Below are 24,004 nucleotides of genomic sequence, written 5' to 3'. Positions count from 1 at the left end.
GAAAGGCCCCGCGTCTCTGCGCGAGACCTTCCGGGCGTCATCAGTCTGCAGGCGCAAGGCCTGGCGGGGTGAGGCCGTTGGCGTTACCAGCCGCGGCGTCCGATGCGGGTGAGTTCTCTCCCGAGCGCTTCCACCGCCTGAGCACCGGTCTCCTCGCCCGACAGCACCTGATGGGTGCGGTTGAAGAAGGCATTGGAGACGCGAGCGTAGGCATCGCCCGTCACCGAGGCCGGGCGCGCGACGCCGGTTCTGAGCGCTTCATAGAGCTCCCCCATCGAGGGGTTGCTCGCCAGCACCTCGTCATCCTGATAGAGGTGTTCGATGGTGGGGTTGCGCCCCATCTTCATGGCATGGGCCTTTTGCTGCGGGGCGGCGGTGATGTAGGCGACCAGCTCCGCTGCGGCCTGTGGGTGCTCCGAGTAGCGTGATACCGCAAGATTCCAACCGCCCAGGGTTGCGCGTGACTCGCCCTGCGGGCCATGCGGGAGGGGGGCCATGCCGACCTTGCCTGCCACCGGACTGCCCTCGGCCTGGCTGAGCTTCCAGACATAGGGCCAGTTGCGCAGGAACAGCGCATTGCCCGACTGGAACAACCCACGTGACTCCTCCTCGGTATGATTCAGCGCACCTTCCGGAGCGATGCTGCCGATCCAGGAGGCGGCAAGATCGAGTGCCTCGGCGGCGCGCGAGTTGTCGATGGTGACCTCACCGGCATCATCCACCAGGGTGCCGCCGCCCTGGCTTGCGACCCACTCCAGTGCGTTGCAGGTCAGCCCCTCGTAGGCGCGCCCCTGGAAGCTGTATCCCCAGAAATCGGCATTGCCGGCGTCACGTTCCGCCGCCTGGATCGTGCGCGCCGTCTCGGTGAGTTGCTGCCAGGTCTCCGGCACCTGCTGGTCGTATTTTTCCAGCAGGTCCTTGCGGTAATAGAGCACGCCTGCGTCGGTGTACCAGGGCATGGCCACCAGACGTCCCTCTACGGTGCCGTTGTCGACCAGCGCGGGGAAGAAGCCCTCGGTGGCGTCGTCGGGCAGATAGCGGGAAAGGTCGACCAGGTGATCGTCGAGCAGCCCTGGCCACGCCATGTCGACGATCAGCACGTCGATGTCACTGGAGCCGCTGCTCAGCAGCTGCTGATACAGCGAGAGCTTCTCGGTGGTGTCGTTGGGAGTGGAGATCACATTGACACGATTGCCGGATTGCTCAGCCCATTGCTGGGCGAGCTCCGGGCACATGTCGGAATCTCCGCCAGGGCCACAGGCAATCGTGACCTCGGTGGCCAGTGCGAGGGGTGCCGTCAATGAGGCCCCGCTCAACAACAGGGCACCGGCGCTACCCTTGAGGGTCGTGAGCATCCGTTGGCGTGGGGTGCTGATAACAGAAGGCATGGCGTGCGACTCCATCATTGTGATTGTTGTTGCGGCGTCCGGGATGACCGTCATCCACCGAGCATCCCGTGAAGCATCGAATCTGCCAGGCGTCAGTTGAGGGCGAGCCACATGGCGCTGCCTGGCATCAGCGACAGGGGGTGGTGAGAGGCGTGTGTCGCCGTGACACCGGCGATCTCGAGGGTGGTCCAGGTGGTGATATCTGGCGCCAGTTGACTCGGGTCGATCACGCTCGGCGTATCGCCTGTCCCGAGGTGTGCCAGACACAGCAAGCGTTGCGCTCCATGCTGGCGCACGCTGGCGAAGACGTTGTCCGGGAGCCGCTCGGGGGCAATCAGGGTCTGATCACCCTCGCGCAGCACCTGGCTGGTCCCGCGATAGCGCAGCAGGCGACGTGCTCGCGACAGGAAGCTGTCATCACGGTTTTCCTGCTGCGCCACCGACAATGGCAACTGGCGTGGGGAGACCGGTAACCAGGGCGTGGCCTCAACGCCGGACTTCGTCGCGCAGCGGCTGAACCCACCGTTCAGGCTGTCATCCCAGACCATCGGCGTGCGACAGCCATCGCGGCCCTTGATCTCGGGCCACAGGTTGATGCCGAAGGGGTCCTGCAGGTCCTCGAAGGCCAGCTCCGCTTCGGGAAGCCCCAGTTCTTCTCCCTGATAGAGGCACAGGCTGCCACGCAGCGAACACAACACCGTCAGGGCGAGCAGGGCGCGCGATTCTCCCCAGCTGGTCGCACTGCGTTCCACGTCATGATTGGACAGGGCCCAGCAAGGCCAGGTGTCTTCGCCTTGCTCGGCAAAGCGCGTCAGCACGTCGTAAAGCGCGCGGGCATCGCCATCACTGTTGAGCAGGTCAAAGGTGTAGGCCATGTGCAGGCGGCGTTGGCCGGCGGTATAGGCAGCCATGGTCGGGAGAGGGTCATTGCCGGCGATCTCGCCGACACTGGTGGTGCCCGGGTACTCATCGAGCAGGTCGCGGATGCGCTCCAGATACGCCAGATTCTCCGGTTGCTCGATATTGTGCTGCATCCGCTGATAGCTCTGCGGGTTGCCCGGGTTGACGCCTTCGCGCGCCATCGCCGGGTTGTCGGTCAAGGCGCGGTCATGGAAGTAGTAATTGACGACGTCGAAGCGGAAGCCGTCCACCCCCAGATCCAGCCAGAAGCGCAGGTTGTCCAGCTGCGCCTGGCGCACCTCGGGATGATGGAAATTCAGATCCGGCTGACTGGCCAGGAAGTTGTGCAGATAGTACTGGCGACGCTTGGCATCGAAGCTCCAGGCGCGACCACTGAAGGCTGCCATCCAGTTGTTGGGCGGGTTGCCATCCGGGAGCGGGTCGGCCCAGACATACCAGTCGGCCTTGGCGTTGTGGCGGTCCTGACGGCTTTGCTGGAACCAGACGTGTTGATCGGAGCTGTGAGACAGCACCTGGTCGATGATCACGCGCAACCCCAGCTGGTGGGCTTGCGAGACCAGGTGCTTGAAATCCTCCAGGTGGCCGAACATCGGGTCGACATCCCGATAGTCCGCGACGTCATAGCCGAAATCATTCATCGGCGAGGTGAAGAAGGGGGACAGCCAGATGGCATCCACGCCGAGGCTGGCCACATGGGGCAGGCGCTCGATGATGCCGGCCAGGTCGCCGATGCCGTCGCCGTTGGCATCCATGAAACTGCGGGGGTAGATCTGATAGATCGTGGCACCACGCCACCAGTCGAGGCGTGCGTGAGGATCGAGTTGAGACAGGGTCATCATGACCTCCTTGTGAGTCGCGTGATCGGCAAGCGGGAGATTCAGTGCACCTCGCCAACACAGCGCGCGATGGCAACGCCGTGGGGCGGCAGCGTCAGGCGACCTGCCTGCCAGTGACCATTGATCATGCCGGGGGCATCCTCGAGGGCTTCCGCTCGCCAGGCGGTCTCCAGAGTCAGGGCCTGAGCAGAGAAGTTGAGCGCGATCAGCAACGACTCGCCGCCTGAGAGACGCGTGAAGCAGATGACTTCCTCATGCAGCGAGTGGAAGTGGATCTCTCCTCGGCTGAGGGCGGGGTGACGGCGGCGGAAGGCGAGCAGCTCCCGGCTGGCATTCAACAGCGATGCCGGGTCGTGTTCCTGATGGTCGACGGCCAAGGCATGATGGAAGTCGGGAACCGGCAACCAGGGAGACACGCGAGAGAAGCCCGCATGTGACTCACCGGCCTGCCACGGCATGGGCGTCCGGCAGCCGTCGCGTCCCTTGTAGCGTGGCCAGAAGGTGATGCCGGCGGGGTCCACCAACTGGTCATGGCGTAGCTGGGCTTCACTCAGCCCCAGTTCTTCGCCCTGATACAGACAGACGCTGCCGCGCTGGGTCAGCAGGAAGGCGAGATAGAGGCGCAGGCGCGCCGGCGAGGCTTCGGCGTCCCAGCGCGTTGCCAGACGTGTGACATCGTGATTTCCCAGCGCCCAGCACGGCCAGCCGTCCCCGATCTGCGCTTCCATCGTCTGTAGGGTCGCCAGGAGGTGGCCGGGTGAGGCGTTCTCGGTCAGCAGATCGAAGGAATAGGCCATGTGCAGCCGCTGGTCGCCCCGGGTGTACTCGGCCATGACGCGCAAGGAGTCATCGTCGCCGACCTCGCCAACGCTGGTGGTGCCGGGGTATTCATCGAGCAGACTCCGCAGCCGTTCGAGAACGGCGAGGTTCTCGGGTTGGGTCTTGTCGTGAAGATGTTGTTGATAGCCGTAGGGGTTGTCCGGGCGCACGCCAATGAAGCCCTCGGCGATCTCACGCCGCGGCGGGTTATCCTTTAGCTCACCATGTGTGCAGAAGTTGATGGCGTCCAGGCGGAAACCATCCACCCCCCGCTCCAGCCAGAATCGCACTTCTTCAAGAATGGCCGTCACGACTTCGGGGTGATGGAAGTTGAGGTCCGGCTGCTCGATCAGGAAGTTGTGCAGGTAGTACTGGCAGCGGCGAGTGTCCCATTGCCACGCGGAGCCCCCGAAGATCGATTGCCAGTTGGTGGGCGGTGCGCCATCGGGTCTGGGGTCTGCCCAGACATACCAGTCGGCGCGCGGGTTATCGCGGCTCTGGCGGCTTTCCTCGAACCACGGGTGGGCGTCGGAGGTGTGTGAGAGCACCTGATCGATGATGACTTTCAGGCCGCGCGCATGCGCTGCCTCGACCAGACGGTCGAAGTCCTCCAGGGTGCCGAACATCGGGTCGACATCGCGATAGTCGCTGATGTCATAGCCGAAGTCCTTCATGGGCGAGGTAAAGAAGGGGGATAGCCAGATCGCATCGACATTCAGCGAGGCGATGTGATCCAGGCGCTCGAGGATGCCCGGCAGATCACCGATGCCATCGCCATTGCTGTCCTGAAAGCTGCGCGGGTAGATCTGATAGATGACGGCGCCGCGCCACCAATCGTGGGCCGACACCTGGGTGTCTCGAATCGTGGACATGCGAGTCTCCTGGGCGGGAACCATGGCTCCCGCCCGTGGGGTCCTTGCGGAGAATGAAGCGGTTGGCCTGAGGCGCCGTGAGCAGGCGCTGGACACTCAGTCCTGGCTGCCAGGCCCTCGAGAAAAAGCCCTGCAGAACAGGCCCTGAACGTCAGGCTGCCTGGCGTTGCTGGGTCAGGCTCAGCGCGCGATCCTGGCTGTCGAAGAGATGCACGTGCTCCAGGTCCGGCACCAGCGCGACGCGTTGGCCGATCTTCCACTGACTGGGGGCTTCACTGCGGTGGATCAGCAGGCTGTCGCCGACTTTCGGATCCAGATAGACATAGACTTCGTTGCCCAGGTACTCGACGTTGACGATCTCGAAGGCGTTGTCGCCACGGGCCTCTTCCAGGCAGAGGTGTTCGGGACGAACCCCCAGCATCAGACGGCTACCAACGCGCTCGCTACCGGCATCGCGAGGCAGGCCCAGCTCGCCGATCCCGGCCGTCGTGATGCGACAGTTATTGGCATCGCTGCTCAATAGCTCCGCCGGCAGGAAGTTCATGGTCGGGGAGCCGATGAAGCCGGCCACGAAGCGGGTCGCCGGTGCCTGATAAAGTGTCTGGGGACTGCCGACCTGTTCGATACGGCCATCACGCAGTACCACGATCTTGTCGGCCAGGGTCATGGCTTCGACCTGGTCGTGGGTGACGTAGACCATGGTGGAGCCCAGGCGGTGGTGCAGGCGGGCGATCTCATTGCGCATCTGCACCCGCAGTGAGGCATCCAGGTTGGAGAGCGGCTCATCGAACAACAGGATCTTCGGCTCACGCGCCATGGCGCGCCCCATGGCGACGCGCTGTCGCTGGCCGCCGGAAAGCGCCTTGGGCTTGCGGTGCAGCAACTCCTCGAGCTGAAGGATGCGCGCCGTCTCCATCACGCGTTGTTCGACGCTTTCCTTGTCGGTCTTGGCAAGCTTGAGGCCGAAGGCCATGTTCTCGTACACCGTCATGTGCGGGTAGAGGGCATAGGACTGGAAGACCATGCCCACGCCGCGCTCACGCGGGGGGAGGTCATTGACCAGATCGTTGGCGATATGCATCTCACCCTCGGTGATCGATTCCAGCCCGGCGATCAGGCGCAGTAAGGTCGACTTGCCACAGCCTGACGGCCCGACGAAGACCACGAATTCTCCGCTGCCGATCTTCAGGTCCAGGTCCTTGATGATGTGCGTGCTGCCGAAGGTCTTGTTGATCTTGGAGAGGGTTACGCTTGTCATCTTGCGACTCCCAGCCGGTGCTCGGCACCGGCTTTCGAAAGAAGGTTAGTCGAGTGCCAGGAAGGCAGCCTGATAGGGCGGCAGTACCAGGCGCGCTGTCTGGGGCTGAGCCTCATCCAGTTCGGCAGTGAAACCCGTGCCCTTGAGAAGACGCGCGCCGCCTGCGTAGGCTTGCGGCAGCGCGGTACTTAGTTCAGTGCCTGTGAGATTGAACAGGCACAGCATGCGCTGACCGTCATGCTCACGCAGGAAGCCCAGAAGCTCGTCCCCCACGTCGACCAGTTGAATGTCCCCCTCACGCAAGACCGGATGCTGACGGCGGAAGTTCAGCAGAATCCGCGTGGCATGAAGCACAGAGTTAGCGTCGTCTTCCTGGTTGGCCACGGCCAGTGGCAGGTGGCGCTCATCGATCGGTAGCCAAGGCTCGACACTTGAGAAGTCCCCTTGCGCCGCTTGACGCCAGGGCATGGGGGTCCGGCAGCCATCACGGCCCTTGAACTCCGGCCACAGCACCTTGCCGTAAGGGTCCTGAATACGCTCGAAGGGCACCTCGGCTTCTGGCAGGCCCAGCTCCTCACCCTGGTAGAGGCAGACGCTGCCGCGCAGTGACAACACCATGGCCAGGGCGACCTTGGGGTAGGACACCGGGTCTTCGTGGGCCCCCCAACGGGTGGCGCTGCGCACCACGTCGTGGTTTGACAGGGCCCAGCATGGCCAGGCATCACCGGCCAGGCGCTGGAAGCGCTCGATGACTTCTCGGATATAGCCTGCGGAATGCGGCGCATTGAGCAGATCGAATCCGTAGGCCATGTGCAGCTTGTCGCCCCCAGCGGTGTATTCCGCCATGCGCTCCAGCGGCTTGTCGTCACCGATTTCACCGACCGTGGTGGTGCCGGGGTATTCATCCATCAGGGCACGTAGGTCTCTCAGGAAGTCGAGATTTTCCGGGCGGCTCAAGTCATAGACGTGGCGCTGCCAGGTATAGGGGTTGGAATCCGGCGCGCCCAGTGTCTTGGCTTCGCCTGCTGGCACTGGCGGATTGTCGCGCAGAGCCTGATCGTGGAAGTAGAAGTTGACGGTATCCAGTCGGAAGCCATCGACGCCGAGTTCCAGCCAGAAGCGCATGTTGTCGAGCTGAGCCTGACGGGCCTCCGGGTGATGGAAGTTCACGTCGGGCTGGCTGGTCAGGAAGTTATGCAGGTAATACTGCTGGCGGCGCGAATCGAAGGTCCAGGCCGAGCCGCCGAAGATCGACAGCCAGTTGTTGGGCGGCGTGCCATCGGGCTTGGGGTCTGCCCACACAAACCAGTCGGCCTTGTCATTCGTGCGGTCCTGACGGCTTTGCTGGAACCAGGGGTGCTGGTCGGAGGTGTGGCTGATCACCTGGTCGATCATGACCTTGAGATTGAGCGAGTGAGCGCGCTCCAGCAGGGCCTTGAAGTCCTCCAGGGTGCCGAACATCGGGTCGACATCACGGTAATCGCTGATGTCATACCCGAAGTCGAGCATCGGAGAGGTGAAGAAGGGCGACAGCCAGATGCCATCCACGCCCAGGGAGGCCACGTAATCGAGTCTGGCGGTGATGCCCGGCAGATCGCCGATCCCGTCGCCGTTGCTGTCCAGGAAGCTGCGCGGGTAGATCTGGTAGATGACGCCACCGCGCCACCAGTTGGAGGAGGTCTGCATTTGGGCTTCGAGCAATGACATGAAAATTATCCTTTGACGGCGCCGGCGGTCAGGCCGGATACGATGCGGCGCTGGAAGATCATCACCAGGATGACCAGCGGTATGGTGACGGTGACGGAGGCGGCCATGATGGGGCCCCAGGGGAGCTCATGCTGGCTGCCGCCGGAGATCAGGGCGATGGCGACCGGCACGGTGCGTTCGCTGTCGGTCAGCGTGAAGGTCAAGGCGAACAGGAACTCGTTCCAGGCCGCGATGAAGGCGAGCAACCCGGTGGTGGCCATGGCCGGCCACATCAGGGGCAGGAAGACCTTGGTGATGGTCTCCCACGGTGTGGCGCCGTCCATGATCGCGGCCTCTTCCAGTTCCATGGGCAGCTGACGCATGAAGGTCGTCAGTACCCAGACGGTGAAGGGCAGCGTGAAGATGGTGTAACTGAGAATCAGGCCACCGGGGTTGTTGTAGAGATTCAGGCTGCGAATCACCTCGAACAGCCCGGAGAGCACCGCGACCTGAGGGAACATCGAGACCCCGAGGATGATCAGCATCACGGTGGAGCGGCCGCGAAAGCGCACGCGCCCCAGCGCATAGGAGGCGGTGATGCCCAGCAGCAGCGCGATCAACACGACGCTCAAGGCGATCAGGATCGAGTTGCCGATCGCCTGTAGGAAGCTCTTCTGCGCAAAGATCTGGGCATAGTTGCTGAAGTCCAGAGAGGTCAGCCAGTAGTTGACCTCGAACAGCTCACTGGACGGTTTCAGTGAGGTGATCACCGCGTAATAGAAGGGGAACACGGCGTAGACGATGATGATGGCGATCAAGGCCCATTTGCCGACATGCTTGGCGAGTCGGGTCAGCTGGTAGCGGTTCATCGGAGTCTGATTCATTTCTCCACTCCCAGTTGGCGGCGGCCAAGGTAGAGGTAGACCACGACGGCCAGCGCGATGATCAGGAACAGCATCGTGGAGGCGGCACTGCCGTAGCCCACGTCCTGGAACTCCACCAGTTGCTGGCGGGCGTAGATGGACATGGTCATGGTGCTCGACGAGTTGGAGGTCAGCACATAGATGACATCGAAGACGCGCAGTGCATCGAGAAGGCGGAAGATCACAGCGACCAGCAGGGCCGGGGTGATCAATGGCAGGGTGACACGGAAGAACACCTTCACCGGGTGGATGCCATCGACCTCGGCGGCCTCATAGCAGTCCTTGGGCAGCATCTGCAGCGCGGCGAGTACCAGTAGTGCCACGAAGGGGATGGTCTTCCAGACATCGACCATGATCACGGCCCACATCGACAGATCGGCATCCGCCGTCCAGGCCAGGGGCGCATCAATCAGCCCCAGCCCCATCAGCAGGTGGTTGATGATCCCGAACTGGTCATTGAGCATCCAGGCCCACATCTTGGCGGAGACGATGGTCGGGATGGCCCAGGGGATGAGCACCGCGGCGCGGACCAGCATGCGCCCCTTGAATTCGGCGTTGAGCAGCAGGGCCACGATGATGCCGAAGACGACTTCCAACGACACCGAGATGACGCTGAAATAGACGGTGTTCCAGACGGAATTCCACCACACCGGGTCAGCCAGCAGGCCGTACCAGACGCCGTCGTCCTTCACGAGATAGTTTTCAAAGCCGATGAAGGCGGCGCCGGTCGTGTCCGAGAGCGAGGCATCGGTCAGGCTGAGGTAGAAGGTTCTCAGCAGTGGCCAGCCGGCCACCAGGGCCAGCGCGACCAGCATCGGCGCGAGATAGGTCCAGGCCGCACGTACCCGCTGGCGTCTGACCTTGGTGCCGCGTTTGCGGGTCCGGGCCGAGGGCGTGTCCGTCGGCACTGACTCATTGAGCGTGGTTGTCATGCGAAACCTCCCGGGTTACCAGCGACGACGTTTGATGCGAGCCAGCTCGCCCTTCAGCTGAGCCACGGCCTGGGCGCCGCTCTGCTCGCCGCTCAGCACACTGTGGGTCGCATTGAAGAAGGCGTTACTGACCTGGCCGTAGTTGTCACCGGTGACGGCAGACGGACGTGCCACGGCATTGGTGAAGGTGTCGTAGAGCGTGCCGAAGAAGGGCACGGCGGTGAGCACCTCTTCGTCCTGATACAGCGCCGTGAGGGTCGGGTTGTAGGCGGCCTGGATGGCCCGGCGTTTCTGCTCGGACTCACCGGTGAGGAAGGCCACCAGCTGCGAGGCGAGCTCGGGGTTCTCGCTGTACTTCGAGACCGCCAGGTTCCAGCCGCCCAGCGCCGCCGCGCTTTCTCCCTCGGCGCCGTGGGGCAGCTTGACCACTCCGACCTTGCCAGCCACCTTGCTGTCATCGCTCTGGGTCAGCGACCAGGCGTAGGGCCAGTTGCGCATGAAGACGGCGTTGCCGGACTGGAAGATGCCGCGGGCTTCTTCCTCGGAATAATTGAGCGCCCCCTGCGGGGTGATCTCGCCGATCCAGCTGGCGGCCAGGTCGAGAGCGGAGGCCGTATTGGGGTTGTCGACGGTGATCTCGCCATCGGCATCGACAATGGCGCCACCGTCGTTGCTGGCGACCCATTCCAGCGCATTGCAGGTCAGGCCCTCATAGGCACGCCCCTGGAAGACGTAACCCCACATCTTCTCGCTGCCGGCCTCGCGTTCCTTTGCCTGGATCTGCGTGGCAGTCTCTGTCAGCTCCTGCCATGTCTCGGGAGGTGCGAACCCGTATTTCTCCAGCAGGTCCTTGCGGTAGTAGAGCACCCCGGCATCCGTGAACCAGGGCATGGCCACCAGGCGGCCATCGACCGTGTTGTTGTCGATGATGGTCTTGAAGTGGCCCTGCGATGCCTTTTCGCCGAGCGTCTGGTGCAGATCAAGCAGGTGATTGCCGAGCAGGCCCGGCCAGACCACATCGATCTGCAAGACGTCGATGTCACCGGACTGCGCTGACAGAATCTGCTGGTAGAGCGAGAGGCGTTCCGTCGAGGAATTGGGCGTGGAGACGATATCGACCTCATGGCCGGTCTTGTCTTCCCAGGCAGCGACGCCCTGTTCACAGAATTCCAGTTCGGCCCCGACCGCACCGCAGGAGATGGTCAGGTCCGCGCCCATCGCAGGGGCGGTGGTGGCCGCTCCCAGCAGGGCGAAGCTTGAGGCGATTAGCGTCTTGCGTTGCATGGTGGATCCTCGTCACTTGTTGTTGTTTGACCCGCATCGGACGACTGGGTGGGGGAGAGTCACAACGTCGTCCGATGGTGGCTTCTTAATCGATTAAGGCGTAGTCACAGTCAAACGATTGGCGTCGATATCCGCAACCTGAACTTTGGTCTTACTGTCACCGATATGTCGCCAAAAATGGGAGTTTTACGCGGTGATCGCTCCCCTTTGGTCGAATTTCGACATAAGTCGTGTGTCTGAGAGGCCAGATTGCCACTAGGGTCTTAAACGATTAAGTGAATATGGCGCCTACGACAACGCCAATGACGAAGGCGCCACTTCGCTGATCATCGCCAAGCGAGTGATTCGTCAACAACAACAAGGCTCTCTTCAACATGACAACTCCCCCTCAGCACCCGCTCAAGACCCCACTTGTCATGGCCGTTGCCATAGCGGTCATGAGCACCAGTGGACTCGCCAATGCCGACGGGACAGGCGATATCGAGGCGCGGCTCGCAGAGCTGGAACAGCGTATCGATGACGCCGAACAACGGGCCAGAGCGGCTGAGCGTCGCGCCGCCGAGGCAGAGCGCGCGATGGCCGTTCAGCGCCAGTCGAATGAGGCTGATCAACCCGCGCGCGTGACCGCGCAGACCGAGGACCTCGAAGAGCGTCTGGCGGCCGTCGAGCGCCAGGCCAGTGGCGAAGAAGGTTTCTCCTTCAATGCCTATGCTCGCTCTGGGCTATTGATCGGCGAAGGAGGCAAGAGCATCGAAGGCGGCCCCTATCTCACGCCGGCGGGCTCGGTGGGCGGGGCGGTCGGGCGGCTGGGGAACGAGCCCGACACCTACGTCGAGTCGGTATTCAACTACAAGACCCGCTACGACAACGGGACGAAGGCGCTTTACCGCACCATGATTGCCGACGGAGTAGAGACCAGTAACGACTGGACCTCGGACGAGTCCAGTCTGAACGTACGACAGGTCTTCGTGGAGTTGAGCGATCTGCCGAGCTTTACCGGCGCCTTCGAGAACTCCTCCATCTGGGCGGGCAAGCGCTTCGATCGGGACAACTTCGATATCCACTGGCTAGACAGCGATTTCATCTTCCTCGCCGGGACCGGCGCAGGTATCTACGACGTTCAGCTTGCCGATGACTGGAAAGCCAACTTCTCGGTCTACGGGCGCAGTTACAGTGAATACCCGACAGAGGACTCCGATACTGGCGGCAATACCGACAACCTGACGTTCACCATGAACAACTATGTCGGCCACTGGCAGTGGATGGTCAGTGCCCTGTCGGCGGCAGACAATGAAGAGCGCGCCATGGACACGGGGGTCGAAGCGGCCGATTCCGGCTTCCACACCATGCTGGCCTACCATGGCGACAGCTTCTTTGGCCTCGCCGATGGCAGCTTCAAGGCCGCCGTGCTGCATGGTCGCGGGCTCGGCGCGGAGACCAAGGTCATCGGGGCTGACGGGAACCTGACGGATGACGCCACTTCTACTCGTCTGGGGCTTTACGGCACGACCTATCTCGCACCCAAGTGGCGCTTCGCACCAGCCGTTCTGGCAGAGGTGAGCAAAGATCGCTACGACGACGGAGATGAGTATTCCTGGGCGACCTTCAATGCGCGTCTGGCCAATGAGCTGACGACGAATTTCGAGATGCAGTACGAGCTGAGCTATCAATGGATGGACCTGGACCCCGGCTCGACAGGCAATGCCGTGGAAGGCGGGTATCGCAAGTTCACCATTGCACCGACCTTCAAGCCTGAAGTCGGTGGCTTCTGGAAGCGTCCGGAAATTCGCTTGTTCGCGTCCTGGAGTGACTGGGATGAAGAGCTCAATGATTACTCCGAAGACGATGCCCTCGGGAGTGCAGGCTTTACGGGAGGCGAATGGGCCTTCGGTGTCCAGAGCGAGGTATGGTTCTAGGAGCAGGGTGCTAAGACCGTCATCGCCTGCCAGTGTTTCGATCTTGCCCGTGGAAATGTGCTCGATTTTCTGATGGCCAGCGTGGTCTCAACGACAGTGCCGGCCCCAAGCGGGTCTGGAAGTTCAAGAATGACCCCGCGCATGAGTGGATCGTCGAGCAGGTGTGATAGATAGGCTATTCTTCGGTAAGCTGTAAAAAAGCCCGCCTCTGTACATTCCAGAGGCGGGCTTTTGCGTTCATGGCGTCACATTACGCCAAGAGCTTCATACCAGCTCGCGCTTTTCTTCACGTGCGATGCGACGATCACGTGCGACCGCGCGACAGATGACGGTCAATACCGCCAGGGTGAGTGCTGGCCATATCAGTACATAGGTAGCGAAAAGCAATGTCATGGGGCATGTCTCCTGTTGTCCGTCTTCAGACGTTATCCAGCTTCATGCGAGGCTCAGGCCGCCGGCTGTGGCTGGTTGGGCGCTGAAGTCTTGTGGTCGTCTGCGTCGAGTGCTTCGTCATAGTTGCCGACACGTGCGGTGATGGTGTCGAAGTCGAAGCGCTCCTGGCGGCTGGCGAGGCTCATGACCACACACACCAGAGTGCTGGTGCCGTAAGCGGTCAGTGAGGCGAGCAGAACGGTGTAGTCACGCAGGAAGTCGGTCGCGAAGATCAGCATGGCGATCATGGCGGCGACAGCAGCGATGATGCCGAGAATGCGCCCCAGGAAGCCGAATACCATCAGACCGATGATCACGCCGCCGCCGATGCTGGCGAGCAGCTCGAAGAACAGGCCGCTCATGCCCGTCAGCGGCACCAGTTCAAAGCGTGCCAGGCAGAACATCACCATCGCGACGATGACCGACGTGGTGAAGGCGGTGTTGGTCACGCGATTCCAGAAGCAGCTGGCGATGACCGGGAAAACGATCGCGCCCCACAGAGCCCCGACGAAGACCAGCATCACCAGGATATCCAGTGAGAAGCTGGCGAAGACGATGCCCAGCACTGTGGCGATGATCATGGTCAAGCGGCCGATGAAGAGCATGCGCTTCGGGTCTGGCTTGCCGCGGGCGATATTCTTGCCATAGACATCAGCCATGATGATGGCGGATAGCGCGGAAAGGTCGGAATCCGCGGTAGAGGACAGCGAGCCGATCACCAGAATGAAGAACAGCGCGATGAAGAACGGCGGCAGATACTCGGACACCATCTGCGGGATGAGGTTGTTCATGTCGCCGTTGAGCGGCTCCACCCCGAGTGTCAGTGCCATCAGGCCAATCATGCCCAGGCCGATGACGATGGCGCCATAGCCCAGCGTCGCGGTGAGGAAGGTCGGCTTGATGTGGTCTTCGTTGACGGCGAACAGGCGCTGGGAAATGGTCTGGTTACCGATCGCATAGGCCAGTACAGCGACGAAGAAGGGCGCCCCCTGGTTCAGGATGGCATCCGTCGAGAAGAAGTTGGCCTGCTCAGGCGTCAGATTATCTAGGCCAGCGACCAGCTCCGTCGGGCCGCCCATGGCGAAGAACACCGCTGGAATGATCACGATGGCGATCGCCATCAGGGCAACCAGTTGCGCGAAGTCGGTCAGTACCGAGGCGCGGAAGCCGGACCACAGGGTGTAGAACAGCACCCCCACACCCGCCATGATCACGCCTGCCTGGAAGGACAGCGGTGAGAGCACGGAGACGAGCGCCCCGGCGGCGGTGAAGTTGACCATCAGGCTGATCACGCTACCCAGCAGGTTGGAGAGCGCCAGAATCAGCTGACTGGAGGAGCCGTGGCGCGCATGGATCAGCTCGCCCAGTGTATGCGCATTGGGCGCCAGCTTGCGGAAGCGGCGACCGAAGGGGTAGATGAACAGAATCATCAGTGCACCCCACAGGCCATAGTGGATCGGCCCTGAGACACCATAGGTATAGCCGGAGGTGGCGGCGGCATAGAAGGAGGCCGCCCAGATCCAGGTAGCCGTCATGCTTGCCGCGCCCATGCCGAAGCCAACGCGATGGTTGGAGACCATGAAGGCATCGGCATCTTCATTTTTCTTGCGGATCCCCAGCGTCATCAGGTAGGTGCCGCCATAGAAGGCAAGCAGCAGCAGTACGACAGTCAGGGTAGAGAATTGATATAGCGATTCGTTATTCAAGAACTGGCCCTCGGTAGGGAAACAGGGCGCTACGCAACGCAGTCGCCTAAGGGCAAACGGTTGTCGATAGCGACGAGTAAGGAGGGGAAGGTTCTTAGCCGTGGACGTAGTTCTGCGTCATTTGCTCAAGCAAATGGCATCCAGCGCAGCACGTGGGCCGCGTCATCAATAATCGGCAATCTCGGTCAATGAAGACGGAGTTGGTGGCACTTCCCGGTCAGGCGGGAACTTGGGGGAGGGCGGCGTGGCATGCATCTGCCTTCATCGGAATAATGATATCGCATACGCGTCCTTGTTATCGGTCAAGCCTTGCAAGGGCGCTGATGCGAGTTGTTGGTCAGCCCCAAGCTTGGCAAAACGGTGTTTTTATTTTTTCTCGTTATCAAATTCGTTGGCAACGATAAATTATGCGCATGTCAATGTCCACACCCTGGCGGGGAAAGCTTGCCTCTCATTCACCTCAACGATGATTGGACGAGCGGGTGCGACGATGTTCAGTTGCGTGACACGTGCCAGAGCAGCATGAAAGACATGACGTATTATATAAATAATATTACTCGGCATGAGTTGTGTTTATTTGCTGAGTGTTCTGAATGGTGCCAGAAAGTGAAATAAATCGTTGTCATTACGTCATGCGTATTTCTTGTCCAATGCTTGAGGAAAAGACTCCCTCAATGGCCCAAGCAACGGCTGACTCGGCGTGGAAGAGGACGTTGACACATGGGAGAGCGAGTCTTCAAAGCGGCCCAGCTGTAGGGTCTCGGATGCTCAGTTCCGGCGATGGCGTTATAGTGCCAGGTGATAGCACCACACATGGCGGCAAGGTGGTGTATGCCCAGTCCAACTATCTGTTGGAGGGCAAGCCGGTGGCAGTGGTGGGGGTCATGGTAAGGTGTCCCAAGGATGGCCACAGCATCTGCAGCATCATCTAGGGGCATCCCACCATCAGCTTGAATGGCAAGCCGGTAGCGTTTCACGGCTGTCACACGTCATGTGGGGCGGCGCTGATCTCTGCCGCGAGTGGCAAGCAGGGCCTGGGATGAGGACGTGAGCTGGTCGATGAGTTGTCTGTATTCGTTGATCCTGTAGCCCTGCCTGCGGGATCTTTCGTTCTGAATCTGCGTGAGGCCGCAGTCTCTTGTTTCAAGCGGCGCATTGCAGAGGAAGGGGCTGTATTCACGTTCAAGGTTTCATTGAAAGTCTTTCTCTGCGCCGCGGGTTTTTCAGCCAGGCAGCGAGAGATAGTGTCAGTCACTTCCCGAGACAGACCTGCTGCCACGTGACGTAACAGCTCTTGCCGTTGGGCCTATGACAACCACTGACTATAAGGGGCATCTCCATGCTCACCTTGATCGTGAAATTTGACGTCGAGCCCGAACAACTCGCTACCTTCAAGCAGGCCTTGGCTGACAACAAGCTGGGCTCAGCGGCTGAACCGGAGATGCTGGAAATGCGTTTCTTCGCGGCCAAGGATTCTCCCACCACCATCTTCGCCTACGAGCGCTGGGCAAGCGCCGAAGCTCATCAGGCACATGTGAATCAGCCATACGCGCAAGCCCTGCTGAAACTGGCTGACACGGCGTTGGCATCGCCATTCGAGGTGATGCCCTTGAACGATACTGACCCGGCGCCATTGCATGAGGCGAACCCCAGGCACGTGCAGCCGGAAGATGAGGTATTCAGTATCTTCTTCATCTTCAAGATCAAGGAAGAATATCGCGCTCGATTGCTGCAGCAATTCACCACGCATGTGGCGAAGACGCGCAGTGAGGAGCCGGGCAATCTCGTGTTTGATCTGTATACCATCGACGGGCAGGACGACACGCTGGTGATATACGAGCATTGGCGCACGGAGTCAGACCTGTGGGACATTCACTTCCAGCAGCCCTATGCCATCGAGACAGGCAAGCTCTTGGAGCAGGCCATGGTCGGGGACATGCAGCAGTACCTGAATATCGTCAGCGAGTTCTGAGTTCTCCCGCCGGTCATTCGTTTCCTGTTTACCCATGCGATGCGCAGTCTTTAGAGGCTGCGCATTGTCCGTTCACCCCCTCCTTGAACATCAGCGTGTCATCCCACCGCCATCCACGCCTGTGAGCTCAACCAGGCGGCTGTCATGAAACCCTGCAGCGCCAGCGGCACGTAAGCTGGCAGGCCAGTGCGAGTCACGCGAATGTGATAGTTTCTGGAGCGTCCAGCCGTTTGGCGGCGCAGAGTCCCGGGCATTTTCTTCGCCGGCGGGGCAAGCGGCGCCGTGTTATTACCCGGTAGTGGCAACCCCTTCATCTTTGGTCAGGACCCCTCGTCATGAGTGATGCGTATTACCTCCACCTTACCGATCGCCTGCGCGAACAGCTGAAGGACCCTGATGCCTTTGAAGATGGGCGATTGCCCTCGGAACGCGTGCTGGCCGAGCGCTTCGATACCACGCGCGTGACGTTGCGTCAGGCGTTGGGGCAGCTGGAGGGAGAAGGGCGCATTCATCGCAGCAATCGGCGTGGGTGGTTCGTGTCGCCGCCGCGGCTGGATTACGACCCCACGCGTGACTCCGGTTTCAATGACTATGTGACGGCGCAGGGGCGGCGGCCACGGACGGAAGTGCTGCTGACCGATGTTCAGGCCTACCCACCGGCTGCGCAAGCGCTGGGACTGGCGGCCCAGGCACCGCTCTATCATATTCGCCGCCGGCGTTTCGTGGATGAGCGCGCTGTGCTCAGCGAGTCGATGTGGGTGGTGCCGGAGCGCGCCCCGGGACTGCTCGAGGAGGGCCAGTTCGGGGTGTCACTGTGGGCGGAGCTGCGTGGGCGCTACGGCCTGACGCTGGCCCATCGTGAGCTGCGCTTCTACTCCGAGTCGCTGGGGGAGCAGGCCGCCCGGGAGCTGGGGGTCGCCATGGGCAGCCCCGGTCTGACCGTGCGTCGCGCTACCTTCGATGAGCAGCATCGTCCCATCGGCTATGACGAAGAGCGCTGGCTGCACAATGCGCTGTGCATCACCGTCACGCTCAAGAACAAGCCCTGAACCCGCGCTGCAGGACACTATATGAGGTAACACTGTTTCACTGGGCCTTCAACTGACTGTCACGGGGGTGTCATTCGGCACGCTCATACTCTTGGTATATACCAGATGGCGAGAGCCATTCATTCCAAGCGTTGGAGAGTCCCGATGTCCTTCTTGACCCGTTCCTTCCTCACCCGTTCCTTGCTGGCCAGTGCCGTTGGTCTGGTCGTTTCCCTCAATGCCCAGGCGGCCACCGAGCTCACCGTCTATACCGCGGTGGAGTCCGATGATCTGCAGAAATATGCCGAGCGCTTCCAGCAGGCGCATCCGGATATCGACATCAAATGGGTACGCGACTCCACGGGCGTGATCACCGCACGATTGCTTGCCGAGAAGGACAACCCGCAGGCGGATGTGGTGTGGGGCCTGGCCGCGACCAGCCTGCTGGTGCTCGAGAAGGAAGGCATGCTGGCACGCTATGCCCCCAAGGGAGTCGAGGCGCTGGATACCAAGTTCGTCGACCCTGCCTACCGGGATGGTAAGGACCCGTCCTGGGTCGGGATGGACGCCTGGGTCGCCTCGCTCTGCTACAACACCGTCGAAGGTGAGCGACTGGGAGTGCCCAAGCCGACGTCTTGGGAAGACCTCACGCGTCCCGAGTTCAAGGGCCACGTGATCATGCCCAACCCGAGTTCTTCCGGTACCGGCTATCTGGATGTCGCCAGCTGGTTGCAGCTGTGGGGTGACGAGGGCGGCTGGGATTACATGGACCGCTTGCACGACAATATCGCCCGCTACACCCACTCAGGCTCCGCGCCCTGCAACCTGGCCGGTTCCGGCGAGGCCGTGGTCGGTGTGTCCTTCGCCTTCCGAGGCGCGCGCCTCAAGGCACAGGGCGCACCGGTGGACCTAGTCTTCCCCGAGGAAGGGCTGGGCTGGGACATGGAAGCCGCGGCGATCATGAAGGGCACCGACAAGCGTGAGGCGGCGCAGACACTGATGGATTGGGCCGTGTCCAAGCCGGCCAATGAACTCTACAACGAAGGCTATGCGGTCGTGGCCTATCCGGGGGTGGCCAAGCCGATCGAGCATTATCCGGCCAATATCACCGAGATGATGATCGAGGCTGACTTTGCCAAGGCGGCCAACCAGCGGGATGCAGTGCTCGCCGAATGGCAGCGCCGTTACGACGGCAAGTCCGACAGTCAGTAAGTCACGCCCAGCCACCTTCGTCATTGCCCCGGCGCCTTGCGCCGGGGTCGGGAGTTTCTCGCATGTCTCTTGTGACCGCACCCCCGCGTCATCACGCCTCGCGTCAAGCGCCGCCAGCGACTACCGGCGCCTCGCCTCGCGCGGTATCCGCCCCTGCAGCCCGGGCGCCTGCGCGTAACGCATCGCCTCAGGCACTCACCACGCGTTCTGCGTCGTCAGACAGCATCCACCTCAAGATCAGTGGTCTCACCAAGCGCTATGGCCAGTTCACGGCCCTGAGCGAGATCGACCTCGCGATCCGCGAAGGCGAATTCGTGTGCTTCCTCGGCCCCTCCGGCTGTGGCAAGACCACCTTGCTGCGCGCCATCGCCGGGCTTGCGCCGCAGAGCGAAGGCACCATCCACCAGCGCGGCCAGGACATCTCGCGGCTGCCGCCGCAGGCGCGCGACTTCGGCATCGTCTTCCAGTCCTATGCGCTGTTCCCCAATCTCACGGTGTTCGACAACGTGGCCTATGGGCTACGCAATCGGCGCGATGCGCGTGACGCGATGCGCCGGCGCGTGACGGAGCTGCTCACCCTAGTGGACCTGGCCGGCAGTGAAGGCAAGTATCCGGCGGCCCTGTCCGGGGGCCAGCAGCAACGCGTGGCACTGGCGCGGGCACTGGCGACCGAGCCGGGGCTGCTGTTGCTCGATGAGCCGCTTTCAGCACTGGATGCGCGCGTACGCCTGCATCTGCGCAGTCAGATCAAGGCGCTGCAGGCTCGGCTGGGCGTCACCACCATCATGGTGACCCACGACCAGGAAGAGGCCCTGGCCATGGCGGACCGCATCGTGGTGATGAACCATGGTGTGATCGAGCAGATCGGCACCCCCGCCGAGATCTATCGTCAGCCGGCGAGCGCCTTCGTGGCCGAATTCATCGGCAGCATGAACTTCCTGCAATGCTGTCCCGAGAACGCCAGTACTCTGCGTCTGGGTCAGCAGCGTCTGGAATGCGCGGCGCATGATCTTGAGGGGCTGGATCAGGCGCGTCTGGCCATTCGCCCGGAAGCCGTCTCGCTGTGCGCAGTGGGTGAGGGGCTGCCGGCGCAGGTGGAGCACGTCGAGTTTCTCGGCGCCTTCCTGCGTATCACTCTGACGCTTGAGGGCTGTGGGCAGACACTGTCGGCGGATGTGGCGCTCAAGGACAGTGAGTCACTGGGCGTGCGGGTCGGTGCCCGGGTGGGTGTGCGTCTGCCGTCCGAGGCGATCCGCCTGTACCCGCTGGTGGAGGCGCAGGCATGATGGCGCGTGCATTGCCCTTGTCGGGAAGGCTGTCAGGCGAGTCCGGCTTGCGTCTGTTGATGTTGCTGCTGGCCCTGGCGCTGCTGGTCATCGGGCTGCTGTTGCCGCTGGCCACCATGCTGATCAAGAGCGTGCAGGACCGCAGCGGCGACTTCGTCGGCCTGGCCAACTTCGCGCGCTATGTGCAGACGCCGGCGCTGGTCGGCTCGATCATCAATTCCGTCAGCATCGCGCTGATCAGTACCCTGACGGTGGTGAGTCTGGCGTTCCTGTGCGCGTACGGCATCACCCGCACCTGCATGCCGAGCAAGCGCGTCTTCCGCATGCTGTCCATCCTGCCGCTACTGGCACCGTCACTGCTGCCAGCCATCAGTCTGGTGTATCTGTTCGGCAATCAGGGCTGGTTCAAGGAAGCGTTGCTGGGGGGGAGCATCTACGGCCCCATCGGCATCGTGATGGGCATGACCTTCTGGATCTTCCCGCATGCGCTGATGATCATGATGACGGCGCTCAGTAACAGCGATGCCCGTCTCTATGAAGCCGCGGATGCGCTGGGAACGCCCAAATGGCGCAGCTTTCTGACCATCACCTTGCCGGGGGCGCGCTACGGCATCATCTCCTGTGCCTTCGTGGCCTTCACACTGGCGATCACCGATTTCGGCGTGCCGAAGATCATCGGCGGGCAGTTCAGTGTGCTGGCCACCGATGTCTATCGTCAGGTGGTGGGGCAGCAGAACTTCCAGATGGGCGCGGTGGTCAGCGTCATCCTGCTGTTGCCGGCCTTGCTGTCCTTCGCGGTGGACCGCTGGATCCAGCGCCGTCAGGTCGCGCAGCTCTCGGCGCGCGCCGTTCCCTGGCAGCCGACGCCAAGCCCGCTGCGTGACTGGGTCTTCGCGCTGCTCTGCTACGGCGTGGCCGCCGCGATTCTGGCCGTGATCGCCACCGCCATCTATGCCTCGCTCGTGCAGTTCTGGCCCTACAACCTGAGCCTGACCCTGGATCACTACGCCTTCAAGGCGCTGGCGGGCGGTGGCTGGGACGCGTGGCTCAACTCGCTGACGCTGGCCTTCTGGGTCACCTTGATCGGCACGCTGGTCATCTTCTTCAATGCCTGGCTGACCGAGAAGAGTCAGGGTTATCGTCCGCTGCGCCAGGGGCTGCACTTCATGGCGATGATGCCGATGGCCGTGCCGGGCATGGTGTTGGGTCTGTCCTACATCTTCTACTTCAACAAGGCCGACAACCCGCTGAACTGGATCTACGGCACCTTCGCGATTCTGGTGCTCAACACCCTGGTGCATTTCTATACCGTCTGCCACCTGACCTCGGTGACTGCGCTCAAGCAGCTTGATCCGGAATTCGAGGCGGTCGGTGCCTCACTCAAGGTACCGTTCTGGAAGACCCTCTGCCGCATCACCTTGCCGGTGTCCCTGCCGTCAGTGCTGGATATCTCGGCCTATCTGTTCATGAACGCGATGACGACCGTCTCGGCGGTGGTATTTCTCTACAACAGCGATACCCGACTGGCCTCCATCGCGGTGATGCATCTCGACGAAGCCGGGCACTTCGCCAGCGCGGCCGCCATGGCAGTGCTGATCTTTTTCACCTGTCTGGGCGTCAAGCTGCTGCATGCGGTGGTCAGTCATCTGCTGTTGACCCGTGCCCAACGCTGGCGACAGGCGACCTGATACGCCGTTGGTCGTCTTTTTTTTGTGCAAATTAACTGGTATATACCAATGAGTATTCAACAACCGTACCTGCTGACTCCCGGGCCCTTGACCACCAGTGCGAGCGTCAAGGCCGCCATGATGAAGGACTGGGGCTCATGGGATCAGGACTTCAACACCAAGACCGCCGAGATCTGCCAGCAGTTGCTCCGCTGTGCCAATGCCAGTGAGCACCATGAGTGCGTGCCGATGCAGGGCAGCGGTACCTTCGCGGTCGAGGCGGCGCTGGGCAGTCTGATCGAGCCGACGAGTACGACGCTGGTGCTGGTCAATGGCGCCTATGGCAAGCGGCTGGTCAGTCTACTGACCCGCATGGGGCGCGACTGCGACGTACTGGCGTGGGGCGATGCCGAGGCGCCGTGTGCCAGGGCCGTGGCCGACAGACTCGCGGCAAGTCCCGAGATCGGTCATGTCGCCATGATTCACTGCGAGACAAGCTCCGGGATGCTCAATCCGGTGGCGGCCATCGCCGAGGTGGTGGCAGCACATGGTCGTGAGCTGATCCTCGATTCGATGAGTGGCTTCGGGGCGCTGGAGATCGATGCGCAACGTACCCCGTTTCTGGCGCTGATCTCCTCGGCCAACAAATGCTTCGAAGGGGTGCCGGGGTTCGGCTTCGTGATCGCTCGGCGTGATGCGCTGCAGGCGGCACAGGGACGTAGTCACTCGCTGTCGCTGGACCTGCACGATCAATGGCAGTACCTCAAGCGCACCGGGCAATGGCGTTATACCCCGCCGACTCACGTAGTGGCGGCGTTCCACCAGGCGCTTAAGGAACACGCCGAGGAGGGCGGCATCGCGGGCCGCCACGCCCGGTATCGCGCCAACATGCAGCGACTGGTGGCAGGCATGCGTCAGCGCGGCTTCACGACCCTGCTCGACGATGCCTGGCTGTCGCCGATCATCACCACCTTCCTGAGCCCGGCACACTCCGACTTCGACTTTTCACGTTTCTACGCCGAGCTCAAGGCACGTGGCTTCATCATCTACCCGGGCAAGCTCACCGAGGTGGAGAGCTTTCGCATCGGCAGCATCGGACAGCTGGATGTCCGCGTGATGGATCAACTTCTGGCCGCCGTGGATGACGCGCTGGCCACCCTGGGTGTCGACGATGCCCACCCGTGCGCTGACGCTGTCGCACTCAACTGACTGGAGAACTGTCATGCAATATCACACCCCGGATCGTCTGCAGGCTGCCATCTTCGATTGGGCCGGCACCCTGGTGGATTTCGGCTCCTTCGCGCCGACCCAGATCTTCGTCGAGGCCTTCGCGGAAATCGGCGTGGCCATCAGTCTGGAAGAGGCGCGCGGCCCGATGGGCATGGGCAAATGGGAACACATCCGCACCCTGTGTGATGACCCAGCGATCGCGGCCCGTTTCGAGGCAGCCTGTGGCCACGCCCCCAGTGATGCCGATGTCACGGCGCTTTATGAGCGCTTCATGCCGCTGCAGATCGACAAGATCGGGGCGCACTCCGCACTGATTCCCGGCGCGCTGGAGGTCATCAACGGGTTGCGCGACAAGGGCATCAAGATCGGCTCCTGCTCCGGCTACCCCCGCGAGGTGCTCGAGCAGGTGGTCGCACGGGGCAAGGGCAATGGGCTGGTGGTGGATCATGTCGTGGCCACTGATGAGGTGCCCAAAGGGCGACCCTCTCCGGCGCAGTCTCTGGCCAATGTCATCGCGCTGGGCATCACTGACGTGGCGGCCTGCGTGAAGGTGGATGACACTGCGCCGGGGCTGCTGGAAGGTCGCAGTGCCGGCATGTGGACGGTCGCGCTGACCTGCTCCGGCAACGCCATGGG

Annotated in this window: 18 protein-coding genes and 1 pseudogene; 9 read left to right on the top strand and 10 right to left on the bottom strand. The window is 62.0% G+C overall.

All coding sequences use genetic code 11. The features are described 5' to 3' along the window. Positions 1–83 precede the first annotated feature (83 nt). The 8 genes from AC4FAH_RS06120 to AC4FAH_RS06085 all read right to left on the bottom strand — a co-directional run bounded on the left by AC4FAH_RS06120 (position 84) and on the right by AC4FAH_RS06085 (position 10,919). Positions 84–1,355, bottom strand: coding sequence for an ABC transporter substrate-binding protein (locus AC4FAH_RS06120; RefSeq protein ID WP_024950908.1), 1,272 nt, complete (start codon positions 1,353–1,355; stop codon positions 84–86). A gap of 125 nt (positions 1,356–1,480) precedes the next feature. Then, on the bottom strand, positions 1,481–3,148 hold the full coding sequence (locus AC4FAH_RS06115) for an alpha-amylase family glycosyl hydrolase (protein ID WP_432704829.1): 1,668 nt from the start codon (positions 3,146–3,148) through the stop codon (positions 1,481–1,483). A 38-nt stretch (positions 3,149–3,186) separates the two neighbouring features. Then, positions 3,187–4,836, bottom strand: coding sequence for an alpha-amylase family glycosyl hydrolase (locus tag AC4FAH_RS06110; protein ID WP_490245772.1), 1,650 nt, complete (start codon positions 4,834–4,836; stop codon positions 3,187–3,189). A gap of 151 nt (positions 4,837–4,987) precedes the next feature. Further along, a complete protein-coding gene (locus AC4FAH_RS06105; protein WP_175090554.1) occupies positions 4,988–6,094 on the bottom strand; it encodes an ABC transporter ATP-binding protein in 1,107 nt (368 codons plus the stop codon). 45 nt (positions 6,095–6,139) lie between these two features. Continuing rightward, positions 6,140–7,780: an alpha-glucosidase family protein gene (locus AC4FAH_RS06100; protein ID WP_286987845.1), complete on the bottom strand. Its 1,641-nt coding sequence runs from the start codon at positions 7,778–7,780 to the stop codon at positions 6,140–6,142. 26 nt (positions 7,781–7,806) lie between these two features. Further along, positions 7,807–8,649 (bottom strand): carbohydrate ABC transporter permease, encoded by an 843-nt coding sequence (locus tag AC4FAH_RS06095; RefSeq protein WP_084208934.1) that lies wholly within the window; start codon positions 8,647–8,649, stop codon positions 7,807–7,809. A gap of 11 nt (positions 8,650–8,660) precedes the next feature. After that, positions 8,661–9,635 carry a carbohydrate ABC transporter permease gene (locus tag AC4FAH_RS06090; protein ID WP_175090552.1) on the bottom strand — a complete coding sequence of 325 codons (975 nt, stop codon included), beginning with the start codon at positions 9,633–9,635 and terminating at the stop codon, positions 8,661–8,663. A gap of 15 nt (positions 9,636–9,650) precedes the next feature. Beyond that, positions 9,651–10,919, bottom strand: coding sequence for an ABC transporter substrate-binding protein (locus AC4FAH_RS06085; RefSeq protein WP_286987819.1), 1,269 nt, complete (start codon positions 10,917–10,919; stop codon positions 9,651–9,653). A gap of 416 nt (positions 10,920–11,335) precedes the next feature. On the opposite strand from AC4FAH_RS06085, the gene AC4FAH_RS06080 reads away from it, so the two are divergent. Continuing rightward, positions 11,336–12,835, top strand: a complete 1,500-nt coding sequence (locus AC4FAH_RS06080) for a carbohydrate porin (protein WP_490245771.1) — start codon at positions 11,336–11,338, stop codon at positions 12,833–12,835. 264 nt (positions 12,836–13,099) lie between these two features. Here the strand turns inward: AC4FAH_RS06080 and AC4FAH_RS06075 are convergent, their stop codons facing one another. Together AC4FAH_RS06075 and AC4FAH_RS06070 are read right to left on the bottom strand one after the other, a co-directional pair. Then, complete coding sequence (locus AC4FAH_RS06075) at positions 13,100–13,228, bottom strand: putative transporter small subunit (RefSeq protein ID WP_284727478.1); 129 nt, start codon at positions 13,226–13,228, stop codon at positions 13,100–13,102. Between the two features lie 53 nt (positions 13,229–13,281). Continuing rightward, positions 13,282–14,973 carry a sodium:solute symporter family protein gene (locus AC4FAH_RS06070; protein ID WP_175090550.1) on the bottom strand — a complete coding sequence of 564 codons (1,692 nt, stop codon included), beginning with the start codon at positions 14,971–14,973 and terminating at the stop codon, positions 13,282–13,284. Between the two features lie 593 nt (positions 14,974–15,566). Between AC4FAH_RS06070 and AC4FAH_RS06065 the strand changes: the two are divergent. The 8 genes and pseudogenes from AC4FAH_RS06065 to phnX all read left to right on the top strand — a co-directional run. Next, positions 15,567–16,016, top strand: a pseudogene (locus AC4FAH_RS06065) (PAAR domain-containing protein). Between the two features lie 296 nt (positions 16,017–16,312). Continuing rightward, positions 16,313–16,945: a putative quinol monooxygenase gene (locus tag AC4FAH_RS06060; RefSeq protein ID WP_286987814.1), complete on the top strand. Its 633-nt coding sequence runs from the start codon at positions 16,313–16,315 to the stop codon at positions 16,943–16,945. Positions 16,946–17,280: 335 nt separating this feature from the next. Further along, positions 17,281–17,994 (top strand): UTRA domain-containing protein, encoded by a 714-nt coding sequence (locus AC4FAH_RS06055; protein ID WP_287020453.1) that lies wholly within the window; start codon positions 17,281–17,283, stop codon positions 17,992–17,994. A gap of 144 nt (positions 17,995–18,138) precedes the next feature. Beyond that, positions 18,139–19,185 carry a putative 2-aminoethylphosphonate ABC transporter substrate-binding protein gene (locus tag AC4FAH_RS06050; protein WP_286987810.1) on the top strand — a complete coding sequence of 349 codons (1,047 nt, stop codon included), beginning with the start codon at positions 18,139–18,141 and terminating at the stop codon, positions 19,183–19,185. Between the two features lie 62 nt (positions 19,186–19,247). After that, positions 19,248–20,471: a putative 2-aminoethylphosphonate ABC transporter ATP-binding protein gene (locus AC4FAH_RS06045; RefSeq protein WP_287020454.1), complete on the top strand. Its 1,224-nt coding sequence runs from the start codon at positions 19,248–19,250 to the stop codon at positions 20,469–20,471. Further along, complete coding sequence (locus AC4FAH_RS06040) at positions 20,471–22,159, top strand: putative 2-aminoethylphosphonate ABC transporter permease subunit (protein WP_474373470.1); 1,689 nt, start codon at positions 20,471–20,473, stop codon at positions 22,157–22,159. Before AC4FAH_RS06045 ends, AC4FAH_RS06040 begins: the two co-directional genes overlap by 1 nt. A gap of 48 nt (positions 22,160–22,207) precedes the next feature. After that, positions 22,208–23,347: a 2-aminoethylphosphonate--pyruvate transaminase gene (locus AC4FAH_RS06035; RefSeq protein WP_287020456.1), complete on the top strand. Its 1,140-nt coding sequence runs from the start codon at positions 22,208–22,210 to the stop codon at positions 23,345–23,347. Between the two features lie 13 nt (positions 23,348–23,360). Next, positions 23,361–24,004, top strand: a 644-nt coding sequence (gene phnX / locus AC4FAH_RS06030) for a phosphonoacetaldehyde hydrolase (RefSeq protein ID WP_490245770.1), incomplete at its 3' end; no start/stop codon positions are given.

It is taken from the genome of Cobetia sp. (assembly GCF_983723665.1).
The sequence above is the reverse complement of the archived record's forward strand: the minus strand, read 5'-3'. Positions and strand labels throughout refer to the sequence as shown.